The organism is Pseudomonas sp. LBUM1658 (assembly GCF_059716055.1).
In genome coordinates, this window is the sequence record NZ_CP166798.1 from 1,694,611 (window position 1) to 1,706,903 (window position 12,293).

Below are 12,293 nucleotides of genomic sequence, written 5' to 3' on the forward strand. Positions count from 1 at the left end.
TTGCTCGCGAAGGGCTCAACCGGTTTAACCTGCAAAACCCATCGGCCGGAACCTATAACCACCCCGACCGCTTGAAGCTCATCCACAACCCGACACAACCCACCGTAATAAACCCCACTACCGCAAAGTAGCCATATTGCCAGGTCAATTCGGGCATGTTCTCGAAGTTCATCCCGTAGATCCCGGCCACCGCCGTCGGAAACGCCAGAATCGCCGCCCAGGCCGCGAACTTGCGTTGCACCACACTTTGCCGCGAAGCCTCCAGCAACACCCCGACTTCGATGGTCTGGCTGGCAATGTCCGCCAGGGTCGCCAGGTCTTCCATCTGCCGGGTGACATGAATCTGCACATCGCGGAAATACGGCCGCATGTTCTTGTCAATGAACGGAAAGCTCAGCTTCTGCAATTCCTCACCGATCTCCACCATCGGCGCGGCATACCGACGCAATCGCAGCACATCGCGGCGCAGGCTGTGGAGTTTCTGGATGTCGCGCTCATTCAGTGAGCTACACATCACGTTGCTCTCCAGCTCATCGATCTCGGCATGGATCGCTTCGCCCACCGGCTGGTAGTTTTCGATGACGAAGTCGAGCAGGGCATAGAGTACGAAATCTTCCCCGTGCTCGAGCAACAGCGGTCGCGCCTCACAACGCTGTCGGACATGGGCGTAAGACTTTGATTGACCGTTGCGGGCAGTGATGATGTAGCCATTGCCGGCAAAGATATGGGTCTCAATGAACTCCAGCCTGCCCGCCGTGCGCACCGGCGAATAGGTGACGATAAACAATGCATCGCCGAAGGTTTCCAGTTTCGGGCGGCTGTGTTTTTCCAGGGCGTCTTCGATGGCCAGTTCGTGCAGGTTGAACTGTTTTTGCAGGTTGGCCAGTTCCTGGGCATTCGGCTCTTCCAGACCGATCCAGACGAAGTGCCCAGGCTTAGCCGCCCAGGCGCTGCCTTCATCGAGGGTGATGTTGGTGACTTTCTTACCAGCGCTGTAAACCGCAGCAGCAACGACTCTACCCATAATTCTTGTTCGCTTCTTCGTGGCCAATGGCAGTGGCAGGCATGGTGCATGCTTAGCCTGCTCTGTCTGATCAGAGTCAGCAACATCGGCGCAGTTCACCGACAAAAAAACGCCCGCGCGAGGCGGGCTGGGTTCAGGCGGGTTGCAACTGCCGATCCATCGATTCGATGCACTCGCGCATCTGCTCGCGGCACTGGGCGATCAGCCTCGGCATATCATCCAGGCTCAACCCTGCGGTGGGAATCGCCGGCAGCGAGCGGATCAGGATCTTGCCACTGCGCCAGCGGTTCAGGCGCATATGCTTGATATAGGTGCTGACACACACCGGCACGATCGGCACTCCAGCGGCAATCGCCATCTGGAACGCGCCTTTCTTGAACGGCAGCAACTCTTCGCCGAGGTTGCGCGTGCCTTCCGGGAAGACCCAGATCGAGGTGTCCTTGTGCCGCAAGGTGTGGGTGGTGGTCAGTATCGCCTGGCGGGCCTTATGCGCGTTGCCACGGTCAATCAACACGTTGCCGGCGAGCCAGAACAACTGCCCGAACAACGGCACCCATTTCAGGCTCTTCTTGCCGATGCACACCGTACGCCGCGGAACCACATTGCCGAGCACGAACAAATCGTAGTTGGACTGGTGGTTGGCAATGATCACGCAGCCTGGAGCTTTGTCCATCAACGGCCCGACCTCGGCTTTCACCCGCAGACGCAAGATACACATGGCCGGCCAGGCATAAAGGCGAGCGCATAAACGGCTGTTGTCCGGATTGAACGGTCGACACAGCCCAAGCACCACCCCGAGCACTCCCGCGGCAATAAAATGCAAGCCCATCAACACCATGCGAAACAGATAGAGCATTTACAGGCCCACCGGGACAAAAGGTGGCGCAGTGTACGGATGTGCACTGTTTTCGGCAATTGCCTGTATAGAGGTGGGAGATAGCCGATGTTTAAGCGCATGTTTCCGATCTGAAACGTCAGATGCGGTCTAGAGCGGCTGTAAGGCTTTTCAAAGAAAACCCAAGAAAAAGCCCGACTCGATGGCCGGGCTTTTCTCTGTGTGACGTTCGGCGGTTAAACCAAAAACTCCTGGTCCTGGATGATCGCCTTGTCCAGGGTCTCCAGCAGGGCCTTGCGTACTTTCAACTTGGTGTTCTTGTGAGCAGTCATGTTGATCTTCTTCAACTGACGCGCGGCAGCCAGTGCGGCGCCTTGCAGCTCCTCGGGAGCAACCACCTTGTCGAGGAACCCGGCATCCATCGCACCTTGCGGGTCAAACATCTCGGCATTGATCACCGAACGATGGAACGCCGACTTGCGCAGACGATCGCGGGCCAGCTCGATGCCAGCATGGTGCATGGTCATGCCGATCTGCACTTCGTTCAGGCCGATGCTGAACGGGCCTTCGACGCCGATCCGGTAATCCGCCGACAACAGCAGAAATGCACCCTTGGCCACCGCATGCCCAGGGCAAGCGACGATCACCGGGAAGGGATGCGACAACAGGCGCCGGGCCAGGGTCGATCCCGCCGTCACCAGGCTGACCGCTTCCTTGGGACCTGCGGTCATCACCTTCAAATCATAACCGCCCGACAAAATCCCCGGCTGCCCGGTAATGATCACCACCGCGCGATCCGTCACCGCCTGATCCAACGCAGCATTGAAAGCAGCAATCACGTCCGGGGAAATGGCATTGACCTTGCCGTTGCTCAAGGTCAGGGTCGCGATACCGTCTTCGAGGTGGTAAGAAATCAACTCACTCATGACGCTATTCCTTGTAATGAAGTAGGGCAGACGTTACCCAGCGCCACCGGCCAGGTAAAGCGCCGTGACTGACCGGTGAGTCAGCCTTTGCCCGCCCGACAAGCCTGGCCGGCCACGCCAGCGCCACGTTGCCCTCTATATAGAAGCACAGGCAAGGCCGGAGATTGGCCGGTTTGCCATGGCCAGGCACAGCGGCCAACCGCTTCCACCGACATAAATCTCTAAGCGCATGAAAATTCTGAAAAAAATATTTGCCATTGGAAAAGCTTTCGACTACATTAGCGCGCCTCGACAGACAGAACATGTTTGACGAGATACGGTGAAGTGTCCGAGTGGCTTAAGGAGCACGCCTGGAAAGTGTGTATACAAGAAATTGTATCGAGAGTTCGAATCTCTCCTTCACCGCCAAATTCGATGTACACAAAACCCCTGGTTTCGAAAGAAATCAGGGGTTTTGTGGTTTTTGCGTCTTTAAAAAGTCTATTGTGCTAGGGAAAAAATTTCTCTAGCATCCGGCTATGGCTACCCTTCATAGCGAACGAAACTGGAAAGCAGATCTCTGGCGTGTATGGAATGAGCAAAACCGGAGGTACTGACTAATGACCAGCAAGCTTCGCATTTCTGCTGTGCAACCAGTTGCCGGCAAACATGCCCTTGATATCGAGTGGAACAACGGCAAGCGGCATACCGTGGATGTCACCGAACACATCAAGACGTTCCCTGTGCTCGAGCCGTTGCAAGACCTGAGGTTGTTCAGCCAGGTCGCGGTAGGCGAGTGGGGATTCGACGTGACCTGGGGTGATGACATCGAGCTCTCCGCTACGACATTGCATCGCATGGCCCTGGAGCAATCGGGAGAGGTCATGCCGACCCGTGATTTCAAACGCTGGATGCTGAGTAATAATCTCTCGTTATCGGCGGCGGCTGTCGAGCTGGGATTCACCCGTCGAACTATCACCGCGTATAGCAGCGGTGCAGCGTTGATCCCAAAGCATGTAGGGTTGGCGTGCAGGGGGTGGGAGTACGAGCACAAGGAGCGCAGGGAGAATTGCGTTTAGATTGCGCTGTGGAATCATGAAAGCAAAAAAGCCCGCACATGGCGGGCTTCAGATAGTAAGTTGTCACGTCCCTGTGACTGACTTCAATGTGCCAGTCCGGTGTGACGAGAACATGACAAGAGCCCGAAGAGGTGTTTCGGAGTTTTTCGCGCTGGTCAGCCAGCACGACCGACAGACGTTCAACCGCTGGTACGCGCTGGTGTGGGCCTGACGTTTAATCTACAGGAGGGGCAGGTTCGATGTATGCCGCACCACCACAGTGGTGCGGCGCACTTGAGCGCTACTTATGGTGGACTCGCCCTGAAATCTCTTCATAGGTCGTGCTGTCAACGGCAGCCAGGAGCTTTCTGCCGTCCTTGAGTGTCGCGATAAAAGTCACTTCGGTTTCCTTGCCCGCCAGCATGAATCCGGCGATCGCCCCTATGGGGCCGAGCAACATGGCGCCGGCGATGCCGAAACCTATGGCGTCCTTGACGTTGTTTATCGATTCCTCATTGGCTATTTCCAGCGTTTTAAACGCTGAGAGGGGGAGGGTGATACCGGGCCAACGATTGAGAGAGGTCCTGAGGGTGAAGACTCCGTTTTGATATTCTCCATCACCCTGCAGAAAGTCCCCCGCCAAGACTGTGATGTCTGCCATTTGGATCTTCCCTTGGTGGCAATCGGTGAAGAAGCATTGCGCGCTTGCAGCGAGCGGACGTCAATCCTGTGGCGATGAAATGCAACGCCATCCCCGATGCTTTTTTCCGAAATCGCGTCCGGTACGCGGTCAGCTGCCGAACCTCGGGTTTCCACCATTAAGGGTCTAGAATTATCAGATGCATCAATGAAGTGCGATGCCAATAGTCTGTGGCAGGCAGATGCCATTTGCGTTGCTACAGACTTTTCAGCCACTCATTCGAGGGCTATTTCATGTCTACTTACGAGCAAATGGTTGAGCATAAGTCCTTCTCGGAACCCGACGAAACGCGCGAATTTCCTCACGGCAAAGCTGAAATCCTGAGAATTGGCCATTCGGAGGTTGGGCGTTTTACTTTTAAACCCGGATGGCGCTGGACCAATGACATCCAGCCGCTGGCCCAGACACCTACCTGCCAGGCGCCGCACTTCCAGTATCACGTCGCTGGCAGACTGGCGATTCTTATGGATGACGGCACCGAGATCATCGCCGGGCCGGGAGACATCACCTCACTGCCGGCAGGCCACGATGCATGGGTGGTCGGAGACGAGGCGGTGGTGGTGGTCGACTGGTTTGGCGCCAGTAACTATGCGCGCAAGGCTTGAAATGCTGAGGGCGCAACTCGTCGTTACGCTATGGCTGGTGGCGCGTAATGGGGGTAGGTTGGAGTCTTGATCAGTAGCTGAAAGCGCAAGCTTTCAAGGTGGACCCATGTCTCTTTATGTGGTGAGTGGCGTTCGCAGGAATGAGGCCGGGATTGTCGAATACATCAAGTGGGCGCCCTATGGCGGAGATGAACCTCACCAGAGTGGCAACGAAGAGGTTGTGCCAGTTTCGGTAGTGGTGGCCTCCATCGATGACGGCGACATTATCGATACGCTCTTTATTGCCGAGGGCCAGCAGGTCCATGGCGGTCGGCTGGTGCTCAAGGCGCTCCCGGATGGCCACGTGACCGTCGAAGTTGAAGAGCATGGTGGCTCGGGTAGATCCATCAAGGATTTACCTGACTTTTAACGAAGGTGCACCCGAGTGGCGTGACGCGACCGGGTGTTGCTACGAGACTTGAACTTCAGAAGGATGCCGGAGATGACTGAACGCCATGTGGATCACCGGGAAACGCTCTCCAATGGCTGCAGGATCGAAGTGAAAGCGCAGATCCTGAAGGATGGTTCCCTGCTGCTGCTGGTTAATGTTTACGCGCCGAACGGGAAGACGATCGTCGAGGACTACGCCCCGGAGCTGCATAACCTGGATATGGAGGCTGCTATGGATTTAGCGATAGGCATTGCCAGAAGCATAGGTAATGGCCAAAGAACTCTGTAGCCCCGGGTTTTCTCTTCCCAGCGACATTCCTTTCACGAATTATTCACAGGCGGCTGCGTAGGCTCAAACCATCCGTTAAAAAGCAAATCCATTCAGCCCGTTCCCCAGCGGGCTTTTTTTTGCATGTGTGAAAACTATTCCCTCAAAAAATGTCCAATCCCCTGCATCTCGCAGGGATTTAGCAGGTTCCGGTGCGTAACTTGCTATCATCCAGAATTTTCCCTCCTACAATATCCAGCATTTTTTGAGGTTCACATCATGCGTTTAACATTGCCCACAATGGTTCTTGGGCTTTTGGTCGCTCAGGGTGCAATGGCGGCAGGCGATGGTACAGCCGCGGTTGGCGGTGGTCTTGGTGGTGCGTTAGGGAACGTGGTGGGCCAGCAGCTCGGTGGCAGCACCGGTGCAGCGATTGGCGCTGGAGTTGGCGGCGCAGCGGGGAGTGCCGTGGGCGCTCGCAAGGGCAGCAGGACTGAAGCCGCGATTGGCGGTGGTATCGGCTCGGCGGGCGGTTCGGTAATCGGTAACAAGCTCGGTGGTTCGACCGGCTCCACCATCGGTGCTGGCCTTGGCGGCGCGGCGGGCGGTGCAGTGGGTAGCAACCTGGCTAGCGATAACGACAGCCATTCCAGCGGCAAGAAGCACAAGCACGGCCACAAGAGTAACAAGCACAGGCACGACTGATTTCCTGATCAGTTGATGCGTTTGAAGCCCGGCCCTGTGCCGGGCTTTTTCGTCTCTGGTTCAGGCCTTTACGGCTGCCAAAGGGTTTTCTCCCGACTCAACCGGCGATCGAGAAAACTCGCGGCGCTGATCAGTGCCAGGTGAGTCAGTGCTTGCGGGGTATTGCCCAGGTGCCGGGCATGGCTGTCGAACTCTTCGGCGTACAGCCCGAGCGGGTTGGCGTAGCGCAGCAGTTGTTCGAATTCCAGGTGGGCTTTTTCCACCTGGCCGGCGCGGGCCAGGCATTCGACGTACCAGAAGGAGCATGCGGCGAAGGCGCCTTCGGTGCCTGGCAGGCCGTCGATCTGGCTGTCGTCGTTGCGGTAGCGATAGACCATGCCGGCGCGCACCAGGCTTTTCTCGATGGCTTGCAGGGTCGATAACCAGCGTGGATCGGTGGCGGCGACGAAGCGCACCAGTGGCATCAGCAGCATCGAGCCGTCGAGGCTGGTACTGCCAATGTGCTGGACGAAATGCCCGCGTTCTTCGTTCCAGAAATTGCTCCAGATGTCCTCGTAGATTGCTTGTCGGGTCTGGTCCCAGCGGGCGAACGGGGCGGGCAGGGAGCGTTTGGAGGCCAGGCGGATGGCGCGGTCGACGGCGACCCAGCACATCAGCCGCGAGTGCAGAAAATGATGCTGTTCGCCACGCATTTCCCAGATGCCGACGTCTTTCTGTTGCCAGCTTTCGCAGACCTGGTCGATCACCTCGATGGTGTGCCGCCAGCCTTCGTGGGAGATGGCTTCGCCGTATTTGTTGACCAGGTATACGGCGTCCATCAACTCGCCGAAAATATCCAGTTGGATCTGCTCATACGCCTGGTTGCCGATCCGCACCGGCGCCGCGTTGCCGTGGCCGGACAGGTGCGACAACTTGATTTCCGGCAACTCCTGGCGGCCGTCGATGGCGTACAGAATGTTCAGTTTCATCGATTTGCCGCTGCAATCGCTGACCCGCCCACGCAGCCAGCGCATATAGGCGTTGGCTTCGTCGACGAAGCCCAGGCGCATGAAGGCGTAGACGGTAAATGAGGCGTCGCGGATCCAGGTATAGCGGTAATCCCAGTTGCGTTCGCCACCCGGGGTTTCCGGCAGGCCGAAGGTGGCGGCGGCAAGGATTGCCCCGTGTTTGCGCGAGGTCAGCAGCTTTAGCGCCAGCGCCGAACGGTTGACCATTTCCCGCCAGCGGCCGCGATAGTTGGAGTGGCCGATCCAGTCCCGCCAGAACTTCAGGGTGCGCTCCAGGCACAGCTCGCTGCACCCCGGCTGCACCCGCGGGTCGTCGATTGCGCCGAGGATGAATTCGGCGCACTGGTCCAGTTCGAGCACGAATTCGGCGCTGGCGGCGTGTTCGTCGATCTGCAGCGGGTGGCTTGAAGCCAGACGTAAACCGGGTTGAGCGGGCGCCTCGAAGCACACATCCGAACCTTCCATCCGTGCCCTGGTGCTTGCTCGGGAGTAATCGTGACGCACCGCGCAATGCATGCGAATGCTGGCTTTGCCGCTGACCACTCGCACCCGGCGGATCAACAGCGGCAAATCATCCTCGCTGTCGCTGATGCTCAGCAGATCGGTGACCTCGACCACGGCGCGTTCGCTCAACCAGCGGGTTTGCAGCACGTTGGTGTCGGGCAGATAAATCTGCTCACGTCGGGCATCGGGCAGATCCGGCGCCAGTTGGAAAATCCCCGCGGTCGGAGAGTCGAGCAGGGAACAGAAAATCGATGGGCTATCGAATTCCGGCCAGCAGAGGAAGTCGATGCTGCCCTTGTCGTTGACCAATGCCGCGCTGCGCATGTCGCCGATGATGCCATGGGCATCGATCGGACTCTGTCGTTCGGTGCTTTGTCGTTCTGAATGAGGGGCAGCCATTGCCATGGAACTCCGTATAGAGGGCCTAATTAGCTGACTGGTGGTGGAGGGCAGAGTTCAGGTCCAGGTGGTTGATTTGACCTGCAGGTGCGCGTGAAGCCGAAAAGATCGCAGCCTGCGGCAGCTCCTACGCCGATCGCGTCCACCTGCAATGTCGCGGGTAAACGCAAATCCCTCGTAGGAGCTGCCGCAGGCTGCGATCTTTTGATCTTTGCTTCTGCGCAATTGCGGTTTGTGGCAAGTTGCAAGCCCCTGATGAGGCTGGAACCAGATGGCAAACCCCTATCGCGAGTTATTCAACGCCCCCGGTGCCAGAGCCTTTGTGCTGGCGGGGATGATCGCGCGGATGCCGATCTCCATGACTGGCATCGGGCTGATCACCATGCTCGCGCAATTACAGGGCGGTTACGCGCTGGCGGGGTCGGTGGCGGCAACCTTTGCCCTGGCCACGGCGCTGTGTGCGCCCCAGGTATCGCGCATGGTCGATCGTTTCGGTCAGGGCCGGGTGCTGCCAGTGTCGGCGCTGGTCGGTGGTGGGGCGTTGTTGATGGTGTTGCTTTGCACCCGCTTGCAGGCGCCGAGCTGGACGCTGTTTGTTTTCGCTGCGCTGGCCGGGTGCATGCCGAGCATGTCGGCGATGGTCCGGGCGCGCTGGACCGAGTTGTATCGCGGCCAGCCGCAGTTGCAGACGGCCTATGCGCTGGAGTCGGTGCTGGACGAGGTGTGTTTTATCGTTGGCCCGCCGTTGTCGGTGGGGTTGTGCGTGGTGGCATTTCCCGAGGCCGGTCCGCTGGCGGCGTTGCTGATGCTGGCGGTCGGCATGACGGCGTTTGTCTTGCAGCGCGGAACCGAGCCGCCGGTGCATCCCCATGAGGATCAAGACCGTGGCTCGATCATTCGCTCAGGGGCGATTCGTCTGCTCTGCCTGTTGATGGTTGCCCTGGGCACTATCGTCGGCGTGGTCGATGTGGTCAGCGTGGCCTTTGCCCATCAACAGGGCCAGCCAGCGGCCGCGAGTATCGTGCTGTCGGTGTACGCCATCGGTTCGTGTCTGGCCGGGCTGGTCTTCGGTGCGTTAAAACTGGACATCCCGTTGCCGCGGTTGTTTCTGTATGGGGGCGTCGCTACGGCGGTGACCACGCTGCCGCTGCTATTGGCCAGCGATATTTTTGGCCTGTCGATGGCGGTGTTCGTCTCCGGACTGTTTTTTGCCCCGACCTTGATCGTGGCCATGGCGTTGGTGGAGAACCTGGTGCCGCCGGCCAAGCTTACTGAAGGCCTGACCTGGCTGGTCACTGGCTTAAGCATCGGGGTGGCGATCGGCGCAGCCGGCTCGGGCTGGCTGGTGGATGCCTTCGGTGCCCGCAGCGGGTTCTGGGTGGCGCTGGTGGCGGGGGTCGTGGTCCTGGGCGCGGCGATCCTGAGCTTTCGACGCCTGGGTTGAGTGGTCAGTGCTTGTCCCTGTGGGATTGGGGTTTCCTCAATGCCAGTCAGTTAAGAAGACTAAGCCCCGGGCACTCTACTTGTGGCGAGGGGGCTTGTCGGAACGCCGCATCGCCCCGTTGGGTCGCGAAGCGGCCCCAAAACCAGCAATCGCGGTTTTTCAGGTAGAACACATCAGCCGTATTTACGACTGCTTCGCAGCCGAGCGGGGGCAAGCCCCCTCGCCACAGGATCTGCACCCGGCGGCCTTTGGAAGTTTCCCCCCGAAGAAGGCCGGTTTACCAACCGCGCGCCGAGTTCACCCAGAAATTCACCGACAGGGAAGTCGATACCGATTCGACCTGATGAAACCAGCCCTCGGGCAGAAACAGCAAATCGCCGGCTTGCAGGGTCACCCGCAGGAAGGTCACATCGCGGGAGGCGGGGAAGCGCCGATAGTCGGGCGCATCCGGGTTGACTTCGCAACCATCGAGCCCGCCCTCTGGCGAAGTCGACCAGGTGCCCAGTGCCTCGCGATGGTGGGGGGCAGCGAGGGTGAAGGTTTTCTGGCCCCAGACCTGGGCGAATAGATTGTCGGTGTCATCGCGGTGCAGCGGGGTCAGGGTGCCTTTGGGGCCGATCCAGATTCGCGGGGCAATGAACAACGACTGCTCGAAGTAGGGCGGGTAGTTGATCTGCTCCATCAATTGCGCCGGCAGGATGTTGTTGCCCATATAGGCCGGCGGCTCGCCATTGGCGCCTTTGACCGCCGGGGTCTCCAGCGAGGCGATGAAGTCGGCCATGGAGGTGGAGCGGAAGTCGCGTTCGGTGGAGAAGGTTTTTTTCACGTAGTCGCCATGGCGAGTGATGCCTTGCAGCTCGGCGAAATGCACCAGCGACTCTTCGCGACTGAGTTTGAACAGCGGCCAGTCCTGCAAGGCATCGCTGATCACCAGCGGGATGCCATAGGGCAGGTAGCGCCGCTGGAACTCGCTGACCGACACTTCACTGCGCGGCCGGCGTTCCACCGTGCGCTGGGTCGGCAGGCTGGCGGAAATCTTTTCGCTGAAGCGCGGCGGGGTCGGATAGCGCTTGTTCATGTCGACTTTCTCGACCTTGCCACCGCCCTGGCGCGCATGATCGATGATCTGCGGCAGCATCGTCGCCAAGCCCATGTTGCCGCCGATCTTCAGTCGACCGCTGGCGAACAGTTCCTCGACATTGGCCACGCCACCCATGATTCCCAGGAAGTCCTTTTCCGCCACCTCGATGGTGACGTCGGGATTGGAGTGGCGACCGGCTTCAGTGCGGCTGTGCGCCTTGACCTCGGACCAGAACGCCAACTGCGGGGCGAACACGAACTGAAAGACGCCTTCGATGCCAACCGCGCCGGCATTGGCAAACAGCTTTGACAGGATGGTCTGCAGGTCCACGACGATGCCTCTTGTTGGTTTTGGTCTGAACAGGGAACGAGTGCGCATCCGGGAAATTTATGTCCCTGTGACTAATTCGTCCGGCCCTTTATCCGTTCCTTTGTTACAGACAATTTAATGAGGTAACCGCGGTGACCAAGCTGACACTGCTGTGCCTGCCGTATTCCGGGGCCAGCGCCATGGTCTATAGCCGCTGGCGGAGCAAGCTGCCGCAGTGGCTGCAGTTGCAACCGGTGGAGCTGCCGGGGCGCGGCGCACGTTTTGACGAAGCATTACAGACCGACATGCGCACCCTGGCGCTGCAACTGGCCAAGGAATGCATGCCCACGTTGCGGGCGCCGTATGCCTTGTTCGGTCATAGCCTGGGTGCCTTGCTGGCCTGCGAGATGGCCCATGCCCTGCGTGCGCTGGGGTGTCCGGAGCCGGTGGCGTTGTTCCCGTCGGGTACCGCGGCGCCAACCCAGCGCACGGAATATGATCGAGAGCTTTCCGTGCCGAAAACCGATGCACAGTTGATCGACCAGCTGCGCACCCTTGAAGGTACCAGCGAAGAAGTGCTGGCCAATGAAGAGTTGATGAGCCTGACCTTACCCGTGCTGCGCGCCGACTTTCTGTTGTGCGGCAGTTTCAATCCGACGCCCCGACCGCTGCTCAAATGCCCGGTGCATGTGCTCGGCGGCACGACGGACCGGGCCAGTACCGAACAGCTGATCGGCTGGTGCAAGGAAACCCAGGGCAGTTTTTCGGTAGATATGCTCGCCGGTGGGCACTTCTTCATCCACGAGCATGAAGCCAAGGTCCTGCGGATGATCAAGAGTCACCTGGAAATCCATCACCGGCGTCATGCCTTGGCGTCAGTCGGTTAACGCGATGCTTCAGTTCGGTGATATCTGTGGCGAGGGAGCTTGCTCCCGCTCGGCTGCGAAGCAGTCGTAAAGCCTGCACCTGCGTTATATCTGAAGGTTCGCGGTGACTGATTTTAGGGTCGCTTCGCAACCC

13 protein-coding genes, 1 tRNA gene and 1 pseudogene are annotated in these 12,293 nt (G+C 58.9%); 9 read left to right on the forward strand and 6 right to left on the reverse strand.

All coding sequences use genetic code 11. The features are described 5' to 3' along the window. Nucleotides 1–52 precede the first annotated feature (52 nt). The 3 genes from ACA064_RS07775 to ACA064_RS07785 form a co-directional block, all read right to left on the reverse strand. Nucleotides 53–1,024 (reverse strand): magnesium and cobalt transport protein CorA, encoded by a 972-nt coding sequence (locus tag ACA064_RS07775; protein ID WP_497672848.1) that lies wholly within the window; start codon nucleotides 1,022–1,024, stop codon nucleotides 53–55. Nucleotides 1,025–1,157: 133 nt separating this feature from the next. Next, nucleotides 1,158–1,880, reverse strand: coding sequence for a lysophospholipid acyltransferase family protein (locus ACA064_RS07780; RefSeq protein WP_497672849.1), 723 nt, complete (start codon nucleotides 1,878–1,880; stop codon nucleotides 1,158–1,160). Nucleotides 1,881–2,095: 215 nt separating this feature from the next. After that, nucleotides 2,096–2,785: a crotonase/enoyl-CoA hydratase family protein gene (locus tag ACA064_RS07785; protein ID WP_497672850.1), complete on the reverse strand. Its 690-nt coding sequence runs from the start codon at nucleotides 2,783–2,785 to the stop codon at nucleotides 2,096–2,098. 318 nt (nucleotides 2,786–3,103) lie between these two features. On the opposite strand from ACA064_RS07785, the gene ACA064_RS07790 reads away from it, so the two are divergent. From ACA064_RS07790 to ACA064_RS07800, 3 genes and pseudogenes are all read left to right on the forward strand, one after another. Further along, nucleotides 3,104–3,193, forward strand: a tRNA-Ser gene (locus ACA064_RS07790). Nucleotides 3,194–3,384: 191 nt separating this feature from the next. Further along, nucleotides 3,385–3,843, forward strand: a complete 459-nt coding sequence (locus tag ACA064_RS07795) for a DUF2442 domain-containing protein (RefSeq protein WP_497672851.1) — start codon at nucleotides 3,385–3,387, stop codon at nucleotides 3,841–3,843. A gap of 139 nt (nucleotides 3,844–3,982) precedes the next feature. Further along, a pseudogene (locus ACA064_RS07800) lies at nucleotides 3,983–4,059 on the forward strand (AzlC family ABC transporter permease); the annotation flags it as partial. A 64-nt stretch (nucleotides 4,060–4,123) separates the two neighbouring features. Here the strand turns inward: ACA064_RS07800 and ACA064_RS07805 are convergent. After that, nucleotides 4,124–4,483, reverse strand: a complete 360-nt coding sequence (locus ACA064_RS07805; RefSeq protein ID WP_497672852.1) for a hypothetical protein — start codon at nucleotides 4,481–4,483, stop codon at nucleotides 4,124–4,126. A 272-nt stretch (nucleotides 4,484–4,755) separates the two neighbouring features. On the opposite strand from ACA064_RS07805, the gene ACA064_RS07810 reads away from it, so the two are divergent. From ACA064_RS07810 to ACA064_RS07825, 4 genes are all read left to right on the forward strand, one after another. Further along, complete coding sequence (locus ACA064_RS07810) at nucleotides 4,756–5,127, forward strand: cupin domain-containing protein (protein ID WP_497672853.1); 372 nt, start codon at nucleotides 4,756–4,758, stop codon at nucleotides 5,125–5,127. A 106-nt stretch (nucleotides 5,128–5,233) separates the two neighbouring features. Beyond that, nucleotides 5,234–5,536, forward strand: a complete 303-nt coding sequence (locus ACA064_RS07815) for a hypothetical protein (protein WP_497672854.1) — start codon at nucleotides 5,234–5,236, stop codon at nucleotides 5,534–5,536. Nucleotides 5,537–5,608: 72 nt separating this feature from the next. Next, nucleotides 5,609–5,845 carry a hypothetical protein gene (locus ACA064_RS07820; RefSeq protein WP_497672855.1) on the forward strand — a complete coding sequence of 79 codons (237 nt, stop codon included), beginning with the start codon at nucleotides 5,609–5,611 and terminating at the stop codon, nucleotides 5,843–5,845. 258 nt (nucleotides 5,846–6,103) lie between these two features. Then, a complete protein-coding gene (locus ACA064_RS07825) occupies nucleotides 6,104–6,529 on the forward strand; it encodes a hypothetical protein (protein WP_497672856.1) in 426 nt (141 codons plus the stop codon). A gap of 68 nt (nucleotides 6,530–6,597) precedes the next feature. On the opposite strand, the gene ACA064_RS07830 is transcribed toward ACA064_RS07825, so the two are convergent. Further along, a complete protein-coding gene (locus ACA064_RS07830) occupies nucleotides 6,598–8,439 on the reverse strand; it encodes a glycoside hydrolase family 15 protein (RefSeq protein ID WP_497672857.1) in 1,842 nt (613 codons plus the stop codon). A 271-nt stretch (nucleotides 8,440–8,710) separates the two neighbouring features. Between ACA064_RS07830 and ACA064_RS07835 the strand changes: the two genes are divergently transcribed. Beyond that, complete coding sequence (locus ACA064_RS07835) at nucleotides 8,711–9,883, forward strand: MFS transporter (protein ID WP_497672858.1); 1,173 nt, start codon at nucleotides 8,711–8,713, stop codon at nucleotides 9,881–9,883. Nucleotides 9,884–10,160: 277 nt separating this feature from the next. On the opposite strand, the gene ACA064_RS07840 is transcribed toward ACA064_RS07835, so the two are convergent. Next, on the reverse strand, nucleotides 10,161–11,294 hold the full coding sequence (locus tag ACA064_RS07840; RefSeq protein ID WP_497672859.1) for a cupin-like domain-containing protein: 1,134 nt from the start codon (nucleotides 11,292–11,294) through the stop codon (nucleotides 10,161–10,163). A 131-nt stretch (nucleotides 11,295–11,425) separates the two neighbouring features. Here ACA064_RS07840 and ACA064_RS07845 point away from each other — a divergent pair, with 131 nt between their 5' ends. Then, entirely contained in the window at nucleotides 11,426–12,160 is a 735-nt protein-coding gene (locus tag ACA064_RS07845) for a thioesterase II family protein (RefSeq protein ID WP_497672860.1), read from the forward strand. Nucleotides 12,161–12,293 lie beyond the last annotated feature (133 nt).